The 23,713-nt window shown below is 48.6% G+C and carries 24 protein-coding genes and 1 pseudogene; 11 read left to right on the top strand and 14 right to left on the bottom strand.

What is annotated here, in order from left to right:
- The 3 genes from ACYSNS_RS14155 to ACYSNS_RS14145 are packed head-to-tail and all read left to right on the top strand — an operon-like array spanning position 1 to position 2,639.
- The gene (locus ACYSNS_RS14155) at positions 1 to 1,083 is read left to right on the top strand and encodes a flagellar motor switch protein FliG (protein WP_461723826.1); all 1,083 of its coding nucleotides are present in this window, start codon (positions 1 to 3) and stop codon (positions 1,081 to 1,083) included.
- 18 nt (positions 1,084 to 1,101) lie between these two features.
- Positions 1,102 to 2,172 (top strand): flagellar biosynthesis protein FlhB, encoded by a 1,071-nt coding sequence (gene flhB / locus ACYSNS_RS14150; protein ID WP_461723825.1) that lies wholly within the window; start codon positions 1,102 to 1,104, stop codon positions 2,170 to 2,172.
- 47 nt (positions 2,173 to 2,219) lie between these two features.
- Positions 2,220 to 2,639 carry a hypothetical protein gene (locus ACYSNS_RS14145; protein ID WP_461723824.1) on the top strand — a complete coding sequence of 140 codons (420 nt, stop codon included), beginning with the start codon at positions 2,220 to 2,222 and terminating at the stop codon, positions 2,637 to 2,639.
- Between the two features lie 322 nt (positions 2,640 to 2,961).
- Here the strand turns inward: ACYSNS_RS14145 and ACYSNS_RS14140 are convergent, their stop codons facing one another.
- From ACYSNS_RS14140 to fdhD, 7 genes and pseudogenes are all read right to left on the bottom strand, one after another.
- Entirely contained in the window at positions 2,962 to 3,426 is a 465-nt protein-coding gene (locus ACYSNS_RS14140) for a hypothetical protein (RefSeq protein ID WP_461723823.1), read from the bottom strand.
- Complete coding sequence (locus ACYSNS_RS14135) at positions 3,423 to 3,866, bottom strand: flagellar protein FlgN (RefSeq protein WP_461723822.1); 444 nt, start codon at positions 3,864 to 3,866, stop codon at positions 3,423 to 3,425. The genes ACYSNS_RS14140 and ACYSNS_RS14135 overlap by 4 nt, the downstream gene beginning before the upstream one ends.
- A gap of 223 nt (positions 3,867 to 4,089) precedes the next feature.
- Positions 4,090 to 4,521: pseudogene (locus ACYSNS_RS14130) on the bottom strand (rod-binding protein); the annotation flags it as partial.
- A gap of 94 nt (positions 4,522 to 4,615) precedes the next feature.
- On the bottom strand, positions 4,616 to 5,011 hold the full coding sequence (locus ACYSNS_RS14125; protein ID WP_461723821.1) for a hypothetical protein: 396 nt from the start codon (positions 5,009 to 5,011) through the stop codon (positions 4,616 to 4,618).
- On the bottom strand, positions 5,011 to 5,778 hold the full coding sequence (gene fliR / locus ACYSNS_RS14120; protein WP_461723820.1) for a flagellar biosynthesis protein FliR: 768 nt from the start codon (positions 5,776 to 5,778) through the stop codon (positions 5,011 to 5,013). Before fliR ends, ACYSNS_RS14125 begins: the two co-directional genes overlap by 1 nt.
- Positions 5,779 to 5,790: 12 nt before the next feature.
- A complete protein-coding gene (gene flhA / locus ACYSNS_RS14115; protein ID WP_461723819.1) occupies positions 5,791 to 7,884 on the bottom strand; it encodes a flagellar biosynthesis protein FlhA in 2,094 nt (697 codons plus the stop codon).
- A gap of 643 nt (positions 7,885 to 8,527) precedes the next feature.
- The gene (gene fdhD / locus ACYSNS_RS14110; RefSeq protein ID WP_461723818.1) at positions 8,528 to 9,388 is read right to left on the bottom strand and encodes a formate dehydrogenase accessory sulfurtransferase FdhD; all 861 of its coding nucleotides are present in this window, start codon (positions 9,386 to 9,388) and stop codon (positions 8,528 to 8,530) included.
- 225 nt (positions 9,389 to 9,613) lie between these two features.
- Here fdhD and ACYSNS_RS14105 point away from each other — a divergent pair, with 225 nt between their 5' ends.
- Positions 9,614 to 9,946, top strand: coding sequence for a protein tyrosine phosphatase family protein (locus tag ACYSNS_RS14105; RefSeq protein ID WP_461723817.1), 333 nt, complete (start codon positions 9,614 to 9,616; stop codon positions 9,944 to 9,946).
- A 23-nt stretch (positions 9,947 to 9,969) separates the two neighbouring features.
- On the opposite strand, the gene ACYSNS_RS14100 is transcribed toward ACYSNS_RS14105, so the two are convergent.
- Entirely contained in the window at positions 9,970 to 10,308 is a 339-nt protein-coding gene (locus tag ACYSNS_RS14100) for a hypothetical protein (protein WP_461723816.1), read from the bottom strand.
- A 197-nt stretch (positions 10,309 to 10,505) separates the two neighbouring features.
- Entirely contained in the window at positions 10,506 to 11,066 is a 561-nt protein-coding gene (locus ACYSNS_RS14095; RefSeq protein WP_461723815.1) for an NADPH-dependent FMN reductase, read from the bottom strand.
- Between the two features lie 185 nt (positions 11,067 to 11,251).
- On the opposite strand from ACYSNS_RS14095, the gene ACYSNS_RS14090 reads away from it, so the two are divergent.
- Positions 11,252 to 11,524: a hypothetical protein gene (locus ACYSNS_RS14090; RefSeq protein ID WP_461723814.1), complete on the top strand. Its 273-nt coding sequence runs from the start codon at positions 11,252 to 11,254 to the stop codon at positions 11,522 to 11,524.
- Between the two features lie 126 nt (positions 11,525 to 11,650).
- Here the strand turns inward: ACYSNS_RS14090 and ACYSNS_RS14085 are convergent, their stop codons facing one another.
- The 3 genes from ACYSNS_RS14085 to ACYSNS_RS14075 form a co-directional block, all read right to left on the bottom strand.
- Positions 11,651 to 12,559: a MipA/OmpV family protein gene (locus tag ACYSNS_RS14085; protein WP_461723813.1), complete on the bottom strand. Its 909-nt coding sequence runs from the start codon at positions 12,557 to 12,559 to the stop codon at positions 11,651 to 11,653.
- Positions 12,560 to 12,683: 124 nt separating this feature from the next.
- Positions 12,684 to 13,691 carry a bifunctional riboflavin kinase/FAD synthetase gene (locus tag ACYSNS_RS14080; protein WP_461723812.1) on the bottom strand — a complete coding sequence of 336 codons (1,008 nt, stop codon included), beginning with the start codon at positions 13,689 to 13,691 and terminating at the stop codon, positions 12,684 to 12,686.
- Complete coding sequence (locus tag ACYSNS_RS14075; RefSeq protein WP_461723811.1) at positions 13,688 to 14,533, bottom strand: TIGR01459 family HAD-type hydrolase; 846 nt, start codon at positions 14,531 to 14,533, stop codon at positions 13,688 to 13,690. The genes ACYSNS_RS14080 and ACYSNS_RS14075 overlap by 4 nt, the downstream gene beginning before the upstream one ends.
- A 185-nt stretch (positions 14,534 to 14,718) precedes the next feature.
- On the opposite strand from ACYSNS_RS14075, the gene ACYSNS_RS14070 reads away from it, so the two are divergent.
- The 6 genes from ACYSNS_RS14070 (at position 14,719) to ACYSNS_RS14045 (ending at position 22,569) form a co-directional block, all read left to right on the top strand.
- Positions 14,719 to 17,502 (top strand): [protein-PII] uridylyltransferase, encoded by a 2,784-nt coding sequence (locus tag ACYSNS_RS14070; RefSeq protein ID WP_461723810.1) that lies wholly within the window; start codon positions 14,719 to 14,721, stop codon positions 17,500 to 17,502.
- Complete coding sequence (gene murJ, locus ACYSNS_RS14065; protein WP_461723809.1) at positions 17,499 to 19,061, top strand: murein biosynthesis integral membrane protein MurJ; 1,563 nt, start codon at positions 17,499 to 17,501, stop codon at positions 19,059 to 19,061. Before ACYSNS_RS14070 ends, murJ begins: the two co-directional genes overlap by 4 nt.
- Before the next feature lie 74 nt (positions 19,062 to 19,135).
- On the top strand, positions 19,136 to 20,203 hold the full coding sequence (gene trpS, locus ACYSNS_RS14060; protein ID WP_461723808.1) for a tryptophan--tRNA ligase: 1,068 nt from the start codon (positions 19,136 to 19,138) through the stop codon (positions 20,201 to 20,203).
- 127 nt (positions 20,204 to 20,330) lie between these two features.
- The gene (locus tag ACYSNS_RS14055; protein WP_461723807.1) at positions 20,331 to 21,371 is read left to right on the top strand and encodes a sensor histidine kinase; all 1,041 of its coding nucleotides are present in this window, start codon (positions 20,331 to 20,333) and stop codon (positions 21,369 to 21,371) included.
- A gap of 18 nt (positions 21,372 to 21,389) precedes the next feature.
- Positions 21,390 to 21,881: a universal stress protein gene (locus ACYSNS_RS14050; protein WP_461723806.1), complete on the top strand. Its 492-nt coding sequence runs from the start codon at positions 21,390 to 21,392 to the stop codon at positions 21,879 to 21,881.
- 115 nt (positions 21,882 to 21,996) lie between these two features.
- Positions 21,997 to 22,569, top strand: coding sequence for a NifU family protein (locus ACYSNS_RS14045; protein ID WP_461723805.1), 573 nt, complete (start codon positions 21,997 to 21,999; stop codon positions 22,567 to 22,569).
- 166 nt (positions 22,570 to 22,735) lie between these two features.
- Here the strand turns inward: ACYSNS_RS14045 and ACYSNS_RS14040 are convergent, their stop codons facing one another.
- Together ACYSNS_RS14040 and ACYSNS_RS14035 are read right to left on the bottom strand one after the other, a co-directional pair.
- Positions 22,736 to 23,074 carry a zinc ribbon domain-containing protein YjdM gene (locus tag ACYSNS_RS14040; RefSeq protein ID WP_461723804.1) on the bottom strand — a complete coding sequence of 113 codons (339 nt, stop codon included), beginning with the start codon at positions 23,072 to 23,074 and terminating at the stop codon, positions 22,736 to 22,738.
- A 247-nt stretch (positions 23,075 to 23,321) separates the two neighbouring features.
- The coding region (locus ACYSNS_RS14035) for an autotransporter outer membrane beta-barrel domain-containing protein (RefSeq protein ID WP_461723803.1) at positions 23,322 to 23,713 on the bottom strand (392 nt) is incomplete at its 5' end.

Below are 23,713 nucleotides of genomic sequence, written 5' to 3'. Positions count from 1 at the left end.
ATGGCGCAAGCAGAACAAGAAAAGGTTGTTGAAAAGGAAGAACCGACAGTCGATACAAAAGCGGCTGGCGGCAAAAAAGCATCTTCCATTATCGACACACTTTCGGGACAGCAAAAGGTTGCTGCCCTGCTTGTTGCTATGGGAAAACCGGCGGCAGCAAGGCTTTTGAAGCATTTCAGTCCCGATGACCTGCGTCGCTTAAGCGGGCAGGCCCATACATTGCCGGATATCAGCCTTTCAGATTTTGATGTCTTGGTGCGTGAGTTTGAAGATGCATTTGCGGAAGGTGTTTCTTTTTCACAGGCTGGCGCACGATTTGATAATCTCGTGCAGGAAACTTTGCCGGAAGATGAAGCCGCACTGGTTCTTGATCCGTCGGCAACGCCGGCACTGCCGCTGGAAAGCCTATGGGACGTTATGGCCAGACTTTCAGCAGAAGAGATGCAAGGACATCTGGCCCAGGAACATCCGCAGGTCATAGCCTATATCGTATCGCGTTTGCCCTCGGATTTGGCGGCAAAAGTGTTATTGGCACAAACCATGGCTGTTCGCGCCGACATTATCCGCCGCACACTTCATTTACGCACCGTATTGCCTGTCGTCGACGAGCTTCTGGATCATGCATTGCGACCGGTTCTTTCCGAACAGACGGAAAGTGCCGAGCAATCACATTACGGTCAAGTCGCCACTATCCTCAACCAGCTTGATAAGAGCGAAATTGATGAAATGCTGGCAAGCCTTGACGGCCTTAGCCCGGACGACTTGGAGAAAATTAAAGCCAAACTCTTCGTCTTTGAAGATATTCCACGTTTGACAGAGCGGGCTCGTCTATTGTTGTTCGACGATATTCCGGCAGATGTGATCATCACTGCATTGCGCGGTGCCGATCCCTCGACAACGGAATTGATATTGAGTTCGCTGTCGCAGCGCAGCCGTCGTATGGTGGAATCCGAACTGGCCTCCCCCAATGACATGTTGTCGCAATCCGATATTACCGATGCCCGCCGAACTATTGCGCAGGCTGCAATCAGGTTGGCAGATCAGGGGACGATCAGCCTTGCCGGTGAGGAAGGAGCCGCGTAGCTTGCGGCTTGAATTGGGATGGCCGAAGACAAACCGGATAAAGACAGCCAAACAGAAGAGCCGACCGAGCACAAGATACGCAAGGCCGAAGAGAAAGGTAACCTTCCCTTCTCACGCGAACTCCCGATGTTTGCCTCGCTTGTCGGCTTCAGCATGATTGCCGTTTTTATCGCATTTCCAGCCATGTCCAAATTGTCCAATTTTTTGATGCAATGGATAGACCGGCCGGAAGGATGGCGGCTTAACGGTGCAGAAGATATCAAACATCTTATGTTTGTTATCGGTGGAAATGTCGGTCTCGCATTGGCCCCTATCCTGGTGATGATACCGGTTATCGGCATTGCCGCATCCATGGTGCAAAATGCACCGCGCGTTGTGGGCGAAAGAATACGCCCGCAATTCTCGCGCATTTCCCCGGCAAGCGGCTTCAGCCGCATTTTTGGTAAGGCCGGCTTTGTCGAGTTCTTAAAATCTTTGGCAAAACTTATCGGTGTAAGCCTGATTGTTTATCTGTCATTTTTTAAGGGAAATACAGTTTTTATCGATGCACTAGCCACCGATGCTTCCGCTTTACCCGAATATATCCGATCGGAAATTTCAAGTCTGCTGATCTCTTTTGCGGTTGCGGTTGTTGCTATTGCCGGTTTCGACTTTGCATGGTCACGTTTTCAATGGCGTCAAAATTTGCGCATGACCAAGCAGGAAGTCAAAGAAGAGCATAAGGACATTGAAGGCAACCCGATGGTGAAAGCACGCATGCGTTCGCTTGCGCGTGATCGTATCCGTCGGCAGATGATGGCAAATGTGCCCAAAGCAACCATGGTGATTGCCAACCCGACGCACTTTTCTGTGGCCCTGCGTTATTCGCCACCGCTGGATCAGGCACCTGTTGTTGTTGCCAAGGGACAGGATATTTTGGCTTTGCGTATCCGTGAAATTGCCACGGAGCACGACATACCGGTTATTGAAAACGTGACGCTGGCGCGTGCACTTTATAAGCAGGTTGAGGTGGATCAGGTGATACCACCCGATTTCTATCAGGCAGTTGCTGAATTGATCCGGTTCATCAACAGTCAGAAACTTCATTAAAAACCAACATTCGTTTCTTTTGCAACCATAATCATGAAATTTGAAAAATGAATAAAGAACATATCCATGAAATGCGTGAAATGATGATTGCAAAGCAGGTTGCCCGGATTATTCCGGAACTAAAGCTTGTCGACGCTGCCGATTTCATCGCCTATATCCATGCGGAACGTTTCGCCAATATTACCGATATTATTGATGCCGCGACGGAACTTCATTTCTACCCCCATACCATGCGCTTTGGTAATGGTGGAAGCTACGTTCTGGAATGGGATACGCCGCCGACGATTACTCTGGACATGGAGTTTTCCAATGAAGGCGTCACCGCCTATTTCCGTTTGGTGATGTCGGCCGATGGCTTTGGTATCGAGCTTGATAATGTTGTATTCGAAAACCCGGTTGATGACGAGACCGATACCCGACACCTGATGGAAGCACTTAATGATGCACGGTTGCGAAAACCCAACTGAAGCCATTTATTGGCTTAACCTCGAACGTTTGCAAGGCTTGCACAAATAACTGGAATAAAAAAGGCGCTTTGAAGCGCCTTTATTTTTTATTCGCTTGGGATATGCGGAATTTACAAAGCTCCAACGACTTGCAATGATCCAAGGTCAGGACCTATGCATTTGAACGAAATTGTATGCACAAATCTCGTTGAGAACGAGAAGAAGAGCCGCACGAACTATAAATGTTTTCAAGGCTGCTCGACTTAAGTTTCCTCAAAATTGACGATATTTCGAAGGGACACAAAAACGTCCAAGATCTTCTGGATTGACCTTGAATCAAGACCTAGCGTTGCTTGTTCATCTCTCGAACTTGGTCGGCGGAAATGAAGTTGAATTGTTCAACGATCAAGTCCTTGATCACGGGTTCTGGAAAGCGTTGATTGACGCCGTCAATAATCTGTTTTTTCACGTCATCAAACTTGACACGTTCAACTTCACGCGTGTCTGAATAAGCACCAAAAAAAGCCCGGAAAACCTCATCATTGACGAATAGGCCCAAAGGAACGGAAATCTTCGCCTTGACATTGGCATCAACAGTATAAACCAGCTGCGATATGATATAGCCGTTGACCTTGCCATTGACCATTATTGGCACGCTGATAACATCGGTGCGGTCATAGTCGATACGGGGTGTCGTATCGGTTGCTGCCGTTGCTGTACTCGGCACCGAATTCATCTTGATTCCGAGCATCAGCGTGCCCAATGCAACCAGACAAACCCAGAGCCCAACGGCAACAATCTTGATCATTTATAAAGTCCGGCATTAAGAGAAAACGGATCGTAAGTTCCATCCGTCTCTTGCGCACGAGCGGCTGCCTGCATCATTTGCGACAATTCGCTCACCGCCTCGAGATGGATCTTCAATAGTTCACTATTGCGCTCGAGTTTCTTTTGCAACCCGCCCAACAGCATTTCAACCTTGGTTTCTACCATATCGTTCATATAACGGGCAACTTCACCCATGGAATGGTTTAAATCGCGCAGCCCACGTGTTTTGCGTGCATTGATATCGTTATAATCAGGATTTTCATTGCTTTCCAACACCGACGTTTCATAATCGACAACCTCTTCAAGGCTGGTAATCGCTGCTGTAAACTTTGTTAAAGCCAGCTCGCGCGCGACAGGATCCTCGATGCGGGTTTTCGCCGCCACCGGTACGATCTCATTTTCTTGCTGTGCTACGGACATCGCAGACTCCCTTTAATTGAATATTTTACCATAGCTTTCAACGAAAGCATCATGTGTTTTTGCTCATGTGCTTGCGCACCAAATCCAGTTCTTTGCTATGCATGATATTATCGACGGTGGCCTGGCGGTTTTCGCCCGAACCGACAAGCGCGCCCAAACCACTTTGCATTGCCTCCAGACCATCACCATTGGCGGCATTGCCCTGTTTGATACGCTGGTCGTTTTCAAGCATTTTAGCCACGCCGATGCCACCGTGGTCCGCCATCTCCTTGGCCATGGACTCCGCCATCATGGATTTCCAAAATTCGCCGGCCTGCCCCTTGCCGAATACCGAGGACGTATCTGATGTAAACATGTTCTGGATAAAGGTTTGCAACATGAAAGCTTCAAACTTCTTATAAGCTTCGGCATTGCCGCTTCCCTCTGCCTTTGTCTGCATTTTCATTTGATTGACAGGCTGGTTGGAAAAGGATTGCGCGGATAGACTATCGCTACCCTTAGCCATATCGGCAAAACCGTTAACGTTGAGCTGCTGATTGACCGCACGCACCGCGCTTTGCGCATTGCGCAATTTTTCAACGGATGCGCGATACTCCAATGGATCAGCGGCACGTGCTACATCAAGGACCAAATCTGAAGGCGGCTTAATCGCCATTTTGCTTCCTTTTCGGGCTCATATTAAAAATCCGGTTGCGCCATATATCGGCAAAGACCAAGACTCTCTTTATGAAGACTATAGGCTTACAAGCTTATCCCAAGCTGGAGTCTTTGGCGATTTTCGCGGCAACATACTCTTCCAGCATGTCTGCCATTTCCTTGCGGTCCTCGGCTTCACGCGCATATTTACGCTTTTCATCCAGAACATCACAACGCCGCGAAGCCTCAAGCAGTGTTTGCCGCTGCTTCAAAATTTGCGCATCCAAAACCGCCTCACGTTTGGCGTTACGCTGCAATCGTCGTGCAAGCAAATTCGGATCAAAGAAATCAATCTCTGAACCATTCTCCATCAAGGAAAACAGATATTCATCTTCTTCGCTCAAGAGTTGCCGCTGGCTGCGCGATTCTTCCAGATCGGCCTCATCTCGGGCTTTGACCAGAGTTTGCGCTTTAAGCAGTTTTGCGTATCGTCGGCTATCAGCTGCCATCACGGCCCCCTATCCAGCCACGCCGATAATTCCGAACCAAAAAAGTGTAGAATTTCAGGCATAAGAAAATAGAGCAGCATCAAACCGCCAAACATAACAAAAGGCATGGAAATAAAATAGACAGGTATCGTCGGTGTTAATTTATTGATCAATCCGACAGCAATATTGACCAGAATGGCATAGATGATAAACGGCGCAGCGATGCGTAATGTCGTTAAGAAGGTCTGCGACAACGCATCCCGATAGTCGATCAATGCCGATTCCGGCCGCGGTATAAGGGAAACGGGTACAATTTGATATGATGTCAGCAATCCACGGATAACCACCATATGCAGGTCGCTTGCAAAAAACATCATCAACGCGCCCAGCGTGACCAGATTGGCGACCTGTGATTCCGGCATCGATTCAATCACGCTGTTTCCCGGTTGTCCCGAATAACCCATCGACATTGCCACAATATTTGCCATAAACTGAAATGCCCACATATAGGCATGGGCTATAATACCGAACGTCGCACCAATGAGCATTTCGGCGGCAAGGCCCGCGAGCAGCGTAGCCAAGGTCGGGTTGGCGGCTATCGCTTGGAAATTGGAACCGGCCATCGGCAACATCACCAATGAAAACGCCACGGCCAGAAAAAGTCGTAGGTTCATCGGAATACGTGCGCTTGACAGACCGGGCATCAACATCAAACACGCCCCTACCCGCGCAAAGATCAACATGGCAACAATCACCAGTTGGTCAATGGGCAGCGTTACAAAGGGCATGCGTTTTTCCTGTTAATCAGCGATAGTTCCCAAAGTCTTGACTTCAACACCGCGCGCGATTTCAGCATGTGAGAGAACCGGCAAGGTAGCAAATAAACGTTCAATAATCATCCTGACATAAGGACGTGCCTCAGGCGAAGTTATAAGAACAAACCTTTCACCGTTTTCCATATGTTTCCGGATAGAGGTTGTAGCCTCCGTGCCGAATTTTTCAAGCTCGCGCGGATCAATGTCGAATTCGACAATCTCACCTTTTGCATCGCGTTTGAGGGCCTGATGGAAAACAAGATCCCACCGGCTGCCAAGCCGCAACACATTCAATACGCCATTTTCGGATAAATCACCACATATTTGCTGTGACATACGCATACGCACATGTTCAACAATCAACTCGGCGCGGCGGACATGCGGCGCAATTTCGGCAATCGCTTCAAGAATGAGATCAAGATTTCTAATCGAGACGCGCTCGGCCAAAAGAAGTTTCAAGACAGATTGCAAACCCGAATAGGAAAGATGTGCCGGGCAGATTTCTTCCAGAAGTTTTCTATATTCCGGACCAAGACGTTCAAGCAGAATGCGCATATCTTTATAAGACAGCAATTGTGCCAGATTATTGCGTAGAACTTCGCTCAGATGCGTTAGCAACACCGAAAGATTATCAACCGCCATATAACCATCGCGCACGAGCTCGGAACGGAAGGTTTCTGACGTTGCAAAAGCACGCATGCCAAAAGCGGGTTCGCGGACTTCTTCCCCCGGAAGATTGGGGATAGGCTTGTCGCCCAACATCACCAGAACATCGCCGATACGCATTTCATAGGCAGCCACAGCAGTGCCATGCAATTTGATGCGATAGCTTTTCGATGGTGTATTGTAATCATCTGAAACTTGGATTTCGGGAATAACAAAACCATATTCCTGAGCAAATTTACGACGCATTTTGGCAACGCGATTGGCAAGCTCGGCTTGTTGCGGCAGCAAGCGGGTGGCCAGCTGCTTACCCATGGACAACTCGATCTGGGCGCTATCAAGCGACGCCTTCACCGATTGGCTTTCTTCTTGATGGGCAATCTGGTCGGCTTGGGCCTGCAACGCCTGCTTTTCTGCTGCCTCTCTTTGCAGACGGCGCGGGATTGAGTAACCGACAGCAGCCATGATGGCAGAAAGAGTCAAAAACGGAAATGCTGGCAGCCCCGGCATCAAGCCGAGTACCAACAAGAGAATTGACGCGACAAAAAGCGCCTTCGGGTAACCGCCCAACTGTCCCAGAACAGCCTTTTCGGTAGAACCGCGTGTTCCGCCTTTTGAAACAAGAAGACCTGCGGCCAACGATACGATCAACGCCGGGATCTGTGTTACCAGACCGTCGCCAACTGAAAGCTTTGTGAACACATCCGCTGCTTGCGACAAATCCATTCCGTGGCGGGTTACACCAATCACGATGCCGCCGAAAATATTGACCGCTGTAATAATAAGACCGGCAATCGCATCGCCGCGTACGAATTTCGATGCACCATCCATTGAACCGAAGAAAGAACTTTCTTCTTCCAGCTCGCGACGGCGATGCTGTGCTTCCTTTTCGTCGATAAGGCCTGACGATAAATCGGCATCGATTGCCATCTGTTTACCGGGAATCGCATCAAGCGTAAAACGCGCGCCGACTTCCGCGATACGGGTTGCACCCTTGGTGATAACAAGAAAGTTGACGATGATCAGAATGGCGAAAACAACCAGACCAATGACGAAATCGCCGCCCATCACAAATTGCGAGAAGCCGTGGATCACATGGCCGGCAGCCGTATATCCTTCATCACCATGGGTCAGAATAACACGCGTCGTGGCGATGTTCAGCGATAGGCGCAACATGGTCGCGATCAACAAAACAGTTGGGAAAGCAGAAAAATCCAGCGGACGCTGAATCCAAAGCGATACCATGAGGATCAAGACGGAAAAGGCGATAGAAAATGACAGGCCCAAATCCAGAATAAATGCGGGAACCGGCAAAAACAGCACCGTCAATATAATGACAATACCGGCGGCGAAACCAATGTCGCTACCGGAAAACTTGCTATTGTTGCCTACCGAGGTTACGGCACTTTGCTGCACGCTATTCTCCTTGCAATCCTCGACATCCAGCTTGATCAACGCTGGAATGTCTCAACTTCCATCGGACAATAGAAAATGAAGCTTGCGCGAAGGTGTCGCGTTATATTCTGTGCGTTAGGGAACCAAAATCCCGCAAAAAAGCTATATTGTCGGGGCGCCCGCGCGTCTTTAAGCCATAGTCCACACATTCGCCTACCGGTTCAATGCGCCAGACAATGATAAGAAAAACACGGTATTAAAAAAATTATGGAACTTTTTGTTCTTGCCCGAATTGTAACACATTGTTATATTACGTGTTGTAATGTAGCGTGATGAAGATAATGATTTAGGATGTTACCATGACCGATATGATGAAAACCGCCGTATTTTATTCGATGATGATTGTCAGCATGAATGCCGCTATCGCCGTTGCCGTTATGGGTCTCAACTAAGAACTGAATCGGCAACCATACATATTGTTGATCACGGCATATGCCGTGATTTTGCGGGCTGACGGCGTCTCTTAACGGCTGGTTGAATATGGTTGCAGTGCATAAAACTGGCGCGACAATGCAGCGGGTGTTTGATCAATAGAATCTCGTTGTGTGTAAATGGATCAGCAGCCTTAATGCGCGTTAAAATATGAGCCTGCAATTCGCTGTTTTCAGTTAATGCGCTCGGCACCACAATAGATCTCGAAGCCATCCCCCCTCGCCCGTCCTACCAGTGTCATTCCCGCTTTTTCGCCAATGCGAATTGCTTCTGCTGTTGGTGCTGATACGGCAACGACAGTGCTGACACCAAGCATCGCGGCTTTCTGTACCATCTCCATTGATAAACGGCTTGTAACCACGACAATTCCCTTATCTATCGGCAATTGGCATTGGAACAGGCTACCGCATAGCTTATCAAGCGCATTATGCCTGCCAACGTCTTCGCGAATCTTTGATATACCCGTCTCTGGAGTAAAAAAAGCGGCGGCGTGAGCGGCGCGAGTTGCGCTGTTCAGTGGTTGGCGCTCACAGATCATGGCAGCGGCCTTGTTGATGTCGTTACGAGAAAATGTCACGTCCGACTGCACCAACGGCACATCGCGCATGGCAGCATCAATCGATTCGATACCGCAAAGCCCGCATCCTACCGGGCCGGCCATGTGGCGACGCCGTTGCTGAAAAGCATCGCGGCGGGCGATAGCCAAGAATATCTGGATATCGATGCCATTTGACAAGTTGAGAACGTCAATACTTTCAATTTCGGATGGTTTTGAAACCAAACCTTCAGTCAGACTGAAACCATAGGCAAAATCAACAAGATCGTCGGGCGAAGCCATCATCACAGCGTGGGTCGTCCCATTGTATGAAAGCGCTACCGGCACCTCTTCTGCGATAAATTTGACTTTCGTTTCTTTCTCTTGCGAGGAAGAGGGCACGTATATGACATCTTTCAATGTCGCGTTCATACCGGTGCAGATATGATCCTCTGCCGCCATGCATACGCGATTAACACCCATCGTCTGTTCACTCATAACCATACCAATAAAAGCCGGACAATAGACTATTTTTACCACACGTTCCAAGTCTTTGTTTGAAACGCGCGTTTGATCGGTAATTGATCACGATCTTATCAGCATGGCGAGTGCACCTATGTCGATGCTTTACTGCGTAAACGCTAAATCAATCTGCCCGAGCGCTATTTGCGTTTCAGCCGATTTGGTTTATGACCATTCATGATAATCTTTTTGGAGGCCGTAATGGATCTGCGTGAAATTGATGAAGGAATTTTCGTAAGTGGCCAAATTGGCGAGGATGATGTCGCGGAGCTGGCAAGAGCTGGTTTTAAAACGATTATCTGCAACCGCCCTGATCAAGAAGGCGCTGATCAGACCGACTTCCAACAGATAGCGAACCGCGCCTTGCAACATGATATTAATACGCATTATATTCCCGTTTCACCGCCATTCATCGAGATGGAAAGTGTGGAACTCATGCGCCAGATAATTTCCGAAGCGCAGCGACCAATACTGGCATATTGCCGGTCTGGAAGCCGCTCTGCCCATCTTTATGAGCTTGGTAAAAACAGCTAATCGAATGCGAAAACCGCATTGCCTTATGCGTGTCCATGGTGCTGCATATCACGATGGAGGTTGTAGCGATGGATCATATCGAGGACAGCGCCTGTCAAAGCCATGACGACCCCGGCAATGATCAAAGCCCAAGACGTGTTGACCATGAAGTCAACCACAACCAGACGGCTCGCGGTGATAGCCAAAGCACCGCCGCCAATGGCAATAAATAGCGACGAAATATGCCAGTAAGGTGTCCATTGCGAGTCGGATAAAGCTTTCCATAAAGCAAATCCCAATGAAGATAGGACCACCAACACGACCAATGCGGCAGTCAACAATTGGTCTGGCTGCCATTCAAGCAAACTATTCATATTTTCCATCAATTCTACTCCCCGATGTTCATAACCAATATGGGGATCAAATGTGACAGCTTGTAGGGCGGCAGACCGGTTGCGCCTTCACATTTTATAACACAATGTTTTTCTTGAGAGACTTTAATTCCCGTCTATTACGGGATAAGCGCAATAAAGCACTATAGGCTTTGAAAGATAGCCTATAGTGCTTTGTCTAAATCAGATTACTTCAAAAGACGACGAACCCATTTGTCATAGGACTGCATGATGGTGGTGAAGAATGCCTTCGCATCATCGTTTGCCGGTTTTCCGTCATCCGTCACAAGATTCTGGATATGGCCAATATAGGCTTCAGGCTGTTGCATCGTCAAAACATCGTTGAAAACCAGCGCCTGACGAAGCTGATGGTTGGCGCCGAAACCGCCAATCGCACCTTGAGAAATCGAAATCACAGCGCCCGGCTTGCCATTCCAAATGCCTTTGCCATAGGGACGCGATCCCACGTCAATTGCGTTTTTCAAAACGCCGGGAATAGAACGGTTATATTCCGGTGTGATGAAAATGACAGCGTCAACGGACTGCAATTCGTCACGGAAACGCTTCCATTCTGCTGGTGGATTTTCAGTTTCCAGATCTTCATTGTAGAGCGGCAAGTCGCCAATTTCGACAAAATCAAGCGCGAAATCATCCGGCGCAAGTCCCGCAAGCACTTTACCAAGTTTGCGGCTGTAGGAGGCTTTACGCATGCTGCCGATAAGAATTGCCACTTTGAATTGCTTTGTCATAATTTATTTCCTGTCTGTATCGATCAAATACTCTATAGACTCATAAATAGAGCAGATTCATTAGCTTTCAAAATACTGATAGTAAAACACACTGTTTACTTTTCATTGACAGTAAAATTAACCGCTCTTTAACCCTAAGTTTTAACGCGGTTGAAATCCGCGCGCATTAAATTGCCTATTGCGACGTGTCACTGCCTCTTGCGGCAGAAACCAAAGCAAATGATGATAAAGAGGGTATACTATTGGCCAAGCGTATTTCTGATGCATTGGAACTATCGGCACATACGCGGCGGCTGCATGTTTTACATGGCCTTCTCGAATATGTTTTGGTCATCATGATTGCTATTTTGGCCATTACAGCAACTTCCATCATACTGGCCGATCAATTGACCGATATGATGCGCAACAATAAAGCGGCACCGACAACAATATCCACATTGACGCTCGACAGCGATTAACCGCATTTTCATCGTCTAACCAGCCACTGATTCAAAAACCACATCTCATCAGACGCAAGGCGGCGATGATTGCGTAAAATAAAAAAGGCCGCAAATGCGGCCCTTTTTTGTGTAGAAGATATCGATCTATTTCATTGAAAAATCGAAGCGATAAGTTGCTGAAAGCCCCATGGTAAACTGGTTCTTATCGCCTCTTTGATCGACAAGGGAAGAGTCGCCCGCATCACCTGTCAGGCGACTATATTCACCAAACACACTCGTCGTTATTTTATCAGTGGTCTTCCAAGTGACAGCGCCGCCCAAACCAAGTGAACCAAAGCCGCTATCGGGATGAAATTGCTTTAGGCCAGAGCGAAAAGATTCTTCGGCGTTCACGCCATAATAGGTTTTGAAGTAATCCTTCGTCGCATAAAATGCCCGTGGTCCGCCTGACAATCTTATCGTCGGCGTTACATCATTAAACGCATCAATGGCCAGATCGGCTGTCACCGCATCATGGGTGCGCACACCATGACGCAGCTCGCCGCGAACACGCAGCCAATCCACTGGATAGATTTCTGCAAATCCGCCAAGTTCGCCACCCCATTTCACCTTTTTGAGACCGCGCAGATCATCCGACGTATCACCATCACGCTCGTTAAGGATTTTTCCTGTCAAGCCAAAACGAAAGAGACTGCGTTCAAGTAAGGCAAACGATATATTATCGTTACGCGACGAAAAGCGCGGGCCTGCTCCGGTTTTACCCAAAGACACCAGAGGCTTGACCATAAGTTGATATGTATCTGCTCCTTGATATTCCGGTGCCTCGTAAACCGATGCACCAAGTGTCAACGACCAATTTCCGCTGTAGATATGTTTTTTAGGCGCATTCCCCGCCTGATAATTCTGGTCGTCATAATAAGTTTGCTGCGATGTTTGACTATCGACCTGACCGGTTTGATAATTATACAATTGTTGTGCACGCGCATTTGCGCCCATAACAAAGGTTAGCCCCGCTAGGCCACCCACAATGATGCCACGTAGATAATAAGACACAAAAATACTCCAGACGCATGACTCTTTGCTATTCTAAAAAACAGAACAGACGAGACTGAACATGCGCTGCTTGTGTAAATTTTTCTTAAATTTCGCCGCTGATTTGAAAAAATTAGGGCGCTTGTTACCAAGTAGATGATTCATTGTCGGGAAATGTAAAATGCGCATCAAGTGCCGAGAGCGGACGTGCTGCTGCCAATACAGCCTCGGCCTCGGCCTGATCGCGCTTCATCTGTTGCATTAACGGATCAAGGCCATCGAACTTTTCCTCCCCGCGCAAGAAGCAATAGAAAGAGACACTTGCCGTTTCATCGTAAAGATCGCCCGAAAATCCAAACAAAAAGGTTTCCAGCAGAGGTCGTCCATCACCTTCCACCGTGGGACGACGACCAAAACTGGCAACGCCGTTGTATATTGTTCCATCCGCGCGACGGAAGCGCACAGCGTAAACGCCATAACCCAATCCGGTTTGCTCGGGCAAGGCCATGTTAGCCGTCGGAAAACCCAGCGTCCGCCCCAATTTTGCACCGTGGATAATAGGCGAAGTGACGGTATAGCGATAGCCAAGAAGGCCAGCCGCTTCCTCGACCTTGGATTGTGCCAATAAAGATCTTATACGGCTTGAAGAAATAGTTTCTCCATTTTCATCGCAATAGGATGCGACTTGTACCACGTCAAAGCCGAGCTTTTTACCGGCGTCCCATAAAAATTGCGGATTACCGCTGCGTTTTCTGCCAAAATGAAAATCACATCCTGTCACAACAGTAGAGGCGGAAAAACCGTTCCTAAGAACATTTTCAACAAACTCTTGCGCGCTTAAAGCAGCGAATTCGGCGTTGAATACTTGCTCGACAACACCATCAAACCCGAGCAATCTGAAAATTTCTGCCTTTTCCGCTGCTGTTGTCAGCCGGTCTACCGGTGTTTGCGGATTGAAAAAACTACGGGGATGTGGTTCAAAGGTAAAGACGAGAGCGGGTTTGTTCTTTTCACGGGCAGTATCGAGCGCCTGCTGCAAGACTGCCTGATGACCGCGGTGAACACCATCAAAATTGCCAATAGCTATTACGCCGTCGCGGTAGATGTCAGGCAATACCGACAGATGAGAAAGACGCAAAAAACCGGTTTTCATTGCAGAGACCACATCTCCGCGACCGGATGATTGCCATAATGTTGCAAGAATCGATCAAGTGCCGCATGATCAACAATACCGTCTTGGCTGTAATCGGCCTGATGAATGCCACCAGAAATAAAAAGCACATCAAGCCCGAATTGTTCGCCGCCTTTGACATCCGTCAAAATACCATCGCCGATTGCCAGGATTTTTTGCTTGAGAACTGTCCCACGTTTTTCGCTCAGTTTCTTCATTGCGAGGTCATAGATCGGTTGGTGCGGTTTGCCGGCAATTAAAGTACGCCCGCCAAGCTGGCCATAAAGCCGTGCCAGTGCACCGGCACACCAAATCTCTTCATCACCACGGTGAACGGAAATATCGGGATTGGCGCAGATAAATGGAAGATTGCGTGAGCGTAAGCGTTGCAACATGTCTTGATAGTCGTCAGGCGTTTCCGTTTCATCGTCAAAAAGCCCCGTACAAACCACCGCAGAGGCTTCAAACTCTTCTACCAATTCAACATCAAGACCATCAAACAGGCTGTAGTCACGTTCCGGCCCGATGTGGAACAGTTTTCTTGGTGCTTCCTCAATAAGGTCACGTGTAGCATCGCCGGAGGTGACGACTTGATCATAGCAATCGTGACCAACGCCCAATTGTACCAACTGTTCTTCGACCGCAGCGTGAGGCCGTGGTGAATTGGTCAGCAGGATAACGGTCTTGCCCTCTTGCCGAAGAGCTTTAAGAGCGTTTACCGCCGGTGTAAATGCTGCGACACCATTATGAACGACACCCCAAACGTCGCAGAAAACGGCGTCATATTGAGCGATAATGTCTTGTAAATTCGCAAGTTTTATCATTCCTCACCCGTGGTTTGTTCTTCATAGAGCCGAATTGACACCTAACCCAAGACGATAAAAATGTCATCCCCTTTGTCAATACAGGCAAAATATGGTCTATTTTCTCGACAGGAAAAATAGTCTAATAAAATGCACCACGTCATTTTATCGCTGCAACAACTGATTTGAAAAACGATTGGGCGGATATGAGCGCATCCATCAAAAACCTGAGCCTGATTGATCCAAACGCTCTCAACGGACAGTTGCAAGCGTTGGCAAAAGCGCAAACCAGTGGCGATATAGGCCAGAAAATCCGGCCGCAAATCGTGGCAATCCTGAAGTCTGCTCTGGCCGATGGTCAAGCCAAAGCGGAATTGCTGTTAAAAGAAAATGGTAAAGGAAAACTTTGCGCCCGCCGTTTAAGCCATTTGACGGATACAGTCATTGAAACTCTTTATCGTTTTGTCGTCGAACACATATACCCGCTGCAAAACCCTTCAAGTGGAGAGCGTATCGCGTTGATTGCCGTCGGGGGTTACGGGCGTGGTACAATGGCACCGGGTTCCGATATCGATCTGCATTTTCTATTGCCATGGAAACAAACCCCATGGGGCGAACAGGTTATGGAATACATTCTTTACATGCTCTGGGATGTCGGCCTCAAGGTCGGCCATGCCACACGTAATGTGGAAGATTCCATACGTATGGCCAAAGAAGATATGACAGTGCGGACGGCTCTTTTGGAAGCACGTTTTCTCATAGGCAACCGCCCGCTTTTTGAAGAACTCATGCAGCGGTTTGAGGATGAAGTGGTGAAGGGCACATCGCCAGCCTTTATTCGGGCCAAGCTTGCAGAGCGCGATGAAAGGCATAAAAAAGCCGGCGAGACACGTTATCTTGTCGAACCCAACATCAAAGAAAGCAAAGGCGGTCAACGTGATCTGCAAACTTTGCTTTGGATTGCCAAATACCACTATCGCATTTCCTCGACAGATAAGCTTGTAACATTGGGTATCTTGTCGAAAGCTGAACTGCGTATCTTTAAAAAAGCCGATGATTTCTTATGGGCCGTGCGCTGTCATATGCATTTTCTTGCCGGCAAGGCGCAGGAAAGATTGTCGTTCGACATTCAACGCGAAATAGCCCACCGTCTGGGCTATACCGCCCATCCCGGCATGGAAGATGTTGAACGGTTTATGAAGCATTATTTTCTTGTGGCCAAACAGGTTGGCGATCTTACACGCATCGTTTCTGCGGCCTTGGAAGAGGAATATGCCAAGCCTGTCCCAGGCTTGAACCGCGTGTTTCTGACATTTTCACGTCGCAAAAAGAAAATTGCCGGCAGCGAAGATTTCGTCGTTGATAATCAGCGGATCAACATTGTTGATGACCAAACGTTCCAGCGTGATCCTGTCAATCTCATCAGGCTTTTTCAACTGTCTGATCTTCACGGGTTGGAGTGCCACCCGCATGCCGTGCAGGAAGCCTCGCGTTCATTGAAGCTTATCACCCCTGCCCTTCGTGAAAACCGCGAGGCCAACGCGCTTTTCTTGCAGATACTGACATCACCGCGGGATCCAGCCCTGATTTTGCGGCGTATGAATGAATCCGGTGTTTTGGGCAAATTCATTCCTGATTTTGGCAAAATCGTCGCAATGATGCAATTCAACATGTATCACCATTATACGGTGGATGAGCATCTTTTGCGCTGTATCAGCTGCCTTAGCGAAATTGACCACGGTCAGGTCCAGCGCGACCATCCGCTTGCTTCTGCCCTTTTACCGACGTTCAAGAAAGAGCGAACAATTCTTTATGTCGCGCTGTTCCTGCACGACATCGCCAAAGGACGACCGGAAGACCATTCCGTTGCCGGGGCCAAAATCGCGCGAAAACTTTGCCCCCGCTTTGGTTTGTCACGGAATGAAACTGAAACTGTTGCGTGGTTGATTGAAGAACATCTGACCATGAGCATGGTCGCTCAATCACGCGACCTCAATGATCGCAAGACAATTGAGGATTTTGCCGATGTCGTGCAGACGATGGATCGGCTGAAGATGCTTTTGATACTGACCATTTGCGACATAAAAGGCGTCGGCCCCGGTGTCTGGAATGGATGGAAGGGCCAGCTCTTGCGCACGCTTTATTACGAGACGGAACTGGTTTTGACTGGAGGCTTTTCTCAAGTTTCACGTACTGACCGCATCAATGCCTCCAAACAAAGGCTTTTCGATGCGTTAAACACTTGGAGCGAGGCTGAGAGGCTCCATTATATCGATCTCCATTATCCCAATTACTGGTTGACGGTTTCGCTGGAAGACCAGATCCGCCATGCCAATTTCATTCGTCAGGCCGACAGTCAGTCAACATCGCTTGCAACCATGGCCGAGCCGCATGATTTTGAGGGCGTCACACAAATCACCATCCTCGCACCCGACCATCCGCGTGTGCTTTCCATTGTTACAGGAGCATGTGCTGCTGCAGGCGGCAATATCGTCGACGCCCAGATCTTCACGACGACGGATGGACGTGCCCTCGACATCATCCTTATCAGCCGTGAATTCGACCTTGATGACGATGAAAGAAGACGTGCTGCCCGTGTGGGAAAGATGATTGAGGATGCGCTGAAAGGCACAATCCGTATACCTGAGGTGATTGCCCAACGTGCCAAGCCCAAACGGGCCACAAAGGCTTTTGATGTGACGCCGCGTGTAGAAATCAACAATACACTGTCGGACAAATTCAGCGTAATCGAGGTGAAGGGCATGGACAGGCCCGGCCTCCTATCTGAATTGACCAAAACGCTTTCGGACCTTTCGCTGGATATTGCCTCGGCGCATATCACCACATTTGGCGAAAAGGTTATCGATAGCTTTTACGTGCGCGATCTCGTCGGGCACAAAATCTCCAGTCCACAGCGCCAATCGAATATACGCCGCAAATTATTGGCACTCATTGAATCAGATATGACGGAAAACAGCAAAAAATCATGAGCCTCATCAAAAAATTCGCAACGGTTGCATCCGGCACTTTGATGAGCCGCGTTTTTGGTTTTGTGCGTGAAATGCTTATGGCAGCAGCTGTAGGCACAGGCCCTGTTGCGGACGCGTTCAACGCCGCATTTCGCTTTCCCAATACATTCCGTCGGCTTTTTGCAGAAGGTGCATTCAACTCTGCCTTTGTACCACTATTCGCAAAACAGATCGAAGAAGACGGCATGGAAAGTGCGCGCAAATTTTCAGAAGAAGTTTTTGGCGTTCTGTTTTCACTCTTGCTGATTTTGACGATTGCTATGGAACTGTCGATGCCATTTCTGGTGCGCTATGTGATTGCGCCGGGTTTTGCCGAAGATGCGACCAAATTTGAGGCAACCGTTCGGTTTGCGATTATCATGTTTCCCTATCTTGCGTGTATGTCATTGGCGGCAATGATGGGCGGCATGCTGAATTCGCTTCATCGCTACTTTGCCGCCGCGATCGCACCGGTATTCTTGAATATTATCCTGATCGGCGTCTTAGCTTATGCATGGGTTTATAAGCTGGATCCTTGGCATGTCGGCATTGGGCTTTCGTGGGGGGTTATGGTTTCCGGCGTTGTGCAACTGATAATCGTGTGGGTTGCCGTGCGCCACGCCGGCATGAAGATCGGTTTCCGCATCCCGCGTTTTACCAACAATGTAAGGCGACTTCTTTGGTTGGCATTGCCTGCTGCCATTACTGGCGGCATCACGCAAATCAATCTGTTGATCAACACCAATATTGCATCGGGTGAAGCCGGGGCCGTATCATCGCTCGTTTATGCTGATCGTCTCTACCAACTGCCGCTGGGCGTTGTCGGCATAGCTGTTGCAACAGTGCTTTTGCCCGAGCTTGCGCGCGCCTTGCGCGGGGGAAACCTTGAAGAGGCAAGCAATTTGCAAAATCGTTCAGTAGAATTCACCTTGTTTCTTACGCTTCCGGCAGCGGCGGCATTTCTGGTCATGTCAGAACCTATCGTCCGGCTGCTTTTCGAACGCGGCCATTTTTCGGCAGAGTCCACGCATATTGTTGCAGGCATATTGGGGATATATGGCTTGGGCCTACCGGCCTTTGTGCTTATCAAAGCGTTTATTCCCGGTTTTTTCGCGCGTGAAGACACCAAAACACCGATGATCTTCGCTGGTATCTCGGTTGCGGTCAATGTCTCTCTCGCGCTGACGCTCTTTCCTCTTCTCTCAGCGCGCGGTATCGCAATTGCAGAAATCTCGGCAGGGTGGATCAACGCAATCCTGCTTTTCCTCACCTTGGTCAAACGCGGCCATTGGGGCCAAGACCGTGCGCTTTTATCGCGGATACCCAGGCTTCTTATCGCCTCGGCGATTATGGCTGTTGCCCTGCATTATGCGATTGGGTATCTGGCTTTTCCACTTTCGGCTGAAGCGCCGTTATCCTATCGTGCCGGCAGCGTGACTGCTTTGGTCGTTGCCGCTATGGTCATATATTTCGGCCTTGCTTTCGCGCTGGGTGGGACAAGCCTTTCCATGGTCAAACGCGGATTGATGCGCAAACGTTAAATGTTTTATCTTGCTTTCACCAACGAGCTTTGCCACAACCGGACAGAAAATTTCAAACTATAGGAATTCCTATCATGAGCACATTCAAACCGCGCGTCTTTTCCGGGGTACAAGCCACGGGAAATCTCCATCTTGGCAACTATCTTGGTGCCATTAAGCGTTGGGTTGAATTGCAGGCGGATTATGATTGTATCTACTGTGTGGTTGACATGCATGCTCTTACCGTCAACCCAGATCCCGTTGATTTAATGAATTCGACACGCGAAGTAACCGCGGCATTTCTTGCATCGGGTATTGATCCGAAAAAGCATATTGTTTTCAACCAATCCCGCGTATTCCAACACGCCGAATTGGCATGGGTGTTTAACTGTGTGGCACGTATAGGCTGGATGAACCGGATGACACAGTTTAAAGATAAAGCGGGCAAAGACCGTGAGAATGCCTCGCTTGGTCTTTTCGCCTATCCAAGCTTGATGGCCGCCGACATTCTGGTCTACCGTGCAACGCATGTACCGGTTGGCGATGACCAGAAACAGCATATCGAATTGACCCGCGATATCGCGCAAAAGTTCAACAATGACTATTCAAAACGTATTGCCGATCTGGGAATTGGCGTTGATATGCAGGTCGGGGATGAAACTGTTAACGGCTTCTTCCCCATGGCAGAGGCTTTGATTGGCGACACTGCCATGCGCATTATGTCGCTGCGCGATGGCACAAAGAAAATGTCGAAATCAGACCCCTCAGATCTATCGCGTATCAATCTGATTGATACGGCCGATGATATTTCGAAGAAGATACGTAAAGCCAAGACGGATTCCGAGCCGCTGCCCGACACTGTCGACGGTTTGAAGGATCGACCCGAAGCCGATAATCTTGTCGGTATCTACGCAGCACTGTCCAATACCGACAAGCAAAGCATCATCAATGAATATGCCGGAAAACAATTCTCCGATTTCAAGCCTGCTCTTGCCGACCTTGCCGTTAGCGCTCTTGCACCCATCACCGAAGAATTGAGACGTCTGAATGCAGATACATCCTACATCGATTCTGTGTTGAAGGATGGTGGTGAACGCGCAAGCGTAATGGCCGAAGGCACGATGAAGCATGTTCGCGATATTGTGGGTTTTCTACAAAATTAGTACCGAACACATCGGCCCGCGTAGCCTTAATTGTGCGACGCGGGCGCGGTGTGATTTAAAAAAAGTTTGCACTATCAGCGAATTGCTTTAAATTCGACTTTATCGGAAACCTCGATCGGAAAAATGTGTGCACAACGCATCGCAAACGGATAAGGTCAATTTAACAGCAACGGGCGAACAGAGAATTGACAGTTCGCAGATTTTTGCCGAGATCGATTTTCTTCGCGATCTGGTGCAACAAGCTCCCGGCTTTGTTATCGTTTTATTGAATCGGGATCATCAATTCTACATGGTCAACAATGCCTTTATGGAATTGGTTGGAAATCGTGACCTAATTGGCAATACCGTTGCGCAAGCCATGCCTGAAATACCAAGGCAGGGATTTATTGCATTGCTTGATCAGGTTTGGGAAACACAGGAGGCTTTTCGCGGGGCAAGTGTTCCCATTCTCATCGATCGTCCTGACAGTGATGAACCGGATTTGCATTATGTGGATTTCATCCATCAGCCGATAAAGAACAGTCGTGGTGAAGTGATCGGTATTTATGTGCAAGGGATTGATATTACCGAGCGTAAAAACTTTGAAAATCAGCTTCATATCCTGGCAGGCGAATCTGCGCATCGGGTGAAAAATATCCTCGCAATGGTCAGCGCTATTGTCACCCGCACCCTGCGCGGCAGCGAAGATAAAGAAACCGCCATTGCTGCGGTCACCGCGAGACTTCAAACGATAGCTGCGGCGCAAAACACCCTACTGGAAGGCATTAACGGCCGTAGTGATCTCGAAACGCTGATACAAAGCGCCATGGCTGTTGCTGTTGAAACCTATGGCAATATCTCTATTGACGGACCGAAAATTCAGATCTCTGAAAAGGCTGGCTTGCCGCTTGCTCTAACCTTCCATGAACTAATGACAAACGCCATCAAATATGGGGCATTATCGGTTCCATCGGGAAAAGTATCGATCAACTGGTTTGTCGATGAAGAGGACTGTATCAATCTTTCATGGGTCGAGATCGATGGTCCCGCAATTGCCAAACCAGACAAAAAAGGCTTCGGCTCGGCATTGATAGAGCGCAGCCTGAGTTTCGACAAACGCAACCATGTGACGGTGGATTACGATCCGAAGGGTTTGACCTGTCGGATAAAACTTGCACCTGCATCATGATAACGAAAATGGACAGCTATGGTATCCAAACGACTCAGCCGGGAAGCCGGACACCGACGGAAATTTCTTGCCATCATCGATGAGACGCCAGAATGTCGGCGGGCAGTTTTCTATGCGTCTCGCAGAGCAAAAAATACCAGCGGTACTCTTGTTTTGTTGTATGTCATTGACAGTTCGGAATTTCAGCATTTTCTCGGCGTTGGCGACATTATGCGCGCTGAAGCTGAAGAGCGCGCCCATTTGACATTGGCACAAATCTCCGCCGATGTGCGCAACAATCAGGGCATCGAAGCTGAGATGATTGTGCGTGAAGGGCAAAAAGCAGACGCTATTTCCAAACTGATAGATGACGATCAGGATATCGCCGTCCTTGTTTTGGCAGCAGGTGGCAGCAATGAAGGCCCAGGGCCGCTGGTACAATCAATAGCTGCGCGCGGTAGCGCCTTCCCAATACCAGTGACCATCGTTCCCGACAGCTTGAGTGATGAAGACATCGATGCGGTTGCATAAGCAAACAAATTGCTGATATGTCGTTTTCCTCTTGAAATCTGCACCCGCAAAGCCGCATATTATATGCAAATCGTGTCTTTCACCTTGCATGCCTTGAACATGAAAAGGAGTCTTTATGTTTATCCAAACTGAAACCACCCCCAATCCTGCCACGCTTAAATTTCTGCCGGGCAAGGTCGTTCTGGAAGATGGTGTTGTAGAATTCCGCGATAGGGAAACTGCAGCGGAACGCTCGCCCTTGGCAGCAAAGCTGTTCGCAATTCCCGGTGTGACAGGAGTTTTCTTCGGTTATGATTTTATTACCGTTACCAAAGAAGACAGTGAATGGCAGCACCTGAAGCCGGCTATATTGGGAACGATTATGGAACATTTCATGTCCAATCTTCCTATCATGGCTTCAAGCAGCTCCGCGCATGAAATGACGGAAGGAGAAGAGTTTTTTGATGAAAAAGACACTGAGATTGTCGATACCATCAAAGAGCTCATCGAAACGCGCGTGCGCCCTGCGGTCGCCAATGATGGTGGCGACATAACGTTTCGTGGATTTGAGCACGGCGTAGTTTATCTCAATATGCGCGGCGCCTGCGCAGGCTGCCCCTCGTCCACGGCGACATTGAAACACGGCATTGAAAACCTTCTTCGACATTTTGTGCCGGAAGTTCTGGGTGTAGAGGCTATGCCTGTTTGAACTGAACACCTGTAACATAGGTTTCGAGAACCCAAATGTTTATTCTTCGCAGCGGTGACTATGTCGAAGCCCTCACCGCTGCCGCATGTTTTATAACACGCATGATCTATGCGTCGCACTGACAGGCCGAATATACCGTGATGCAGAGGCGCAGGCCCGATCTGTCTTACTCACTGACCTTTTTAACAAATTCCGACTTCAAACCCATTTGGCCGATGCCGGGTATCTTGCAGTCAATATCATGATCGCCATCGACCAGTCTGATATTCTTGACCTTTGTACCGACTTTAACAACAGATGATGACCCTTTAACCTTCAAGTCCTTGATGACGCTCACTGTATCGCCATCTTGCAGTTCTGTACCGTTTGAGTCACGCACCACCGGGGCGTCGCTACTTGCACTGGCAGCATTCCACTCGTGCCCGCATTCCGGACAGATGAAGTTTGCCCCATCTTCATATGTGTAATTTGAGTTACATTGTGGGCAGGCGGGCATGTCAGTCATAATAGCTATCTTTCAATCACATTTTTTTGTCTTATGACGTGGATTTGATGTTAAATCAAGATTTTGCTTACCATAGCCGATATAGCAAGTGCGTTACGCTTATTTTAAGACCTATATGAAGTTCCGCAGATAAAATTGATTTTGTGCTTTTTCATGCGCTGATATTTTCGATGCCTCTAATCGTGTTCATAGTCTGGATTTTTTTTCTAAACTATGAACACGTGTAGCCAAATACCGGGTAAACATGTTAAAACTTAGCCTTGAATCCGACTGTTCCATTGAGCGAGTAGCTATCGCCAAAGTCGGAGAATGAGGTGCGGCCGTCAACCTCGCCATAGATCGAATAGGCATCATCCTGCCAATTGTAGGAAACACCCGTGCCAAGCCCGCCCCAGAAACGATCCGAGCGATTGCGGAAGTCAACATTCGTGACCGAGACCTCCGTTCCATTCAGGAACTCATAGTAGAGATTGCCAATGCCATAGGTTTTCAAACGGCGTGTATCCCCCGCCTCAGACTTCCATGCCTTCTCCCGGTTGAATGCAAGCCCCAAACGACCCGTCAGCGCATCACCATCTTCCCGACTGACATGCACATCATACGCATCACGGAAACTGTCAAAATCCACCGCATTATAGG

The organism is Bartonella sp. LJL80 (genome assembly GCF_054871565.1).
Note: the sequence above shows the minus strand (reverse complement) of the source record. Positions and strands in the feature narration are given on the sequence as shown.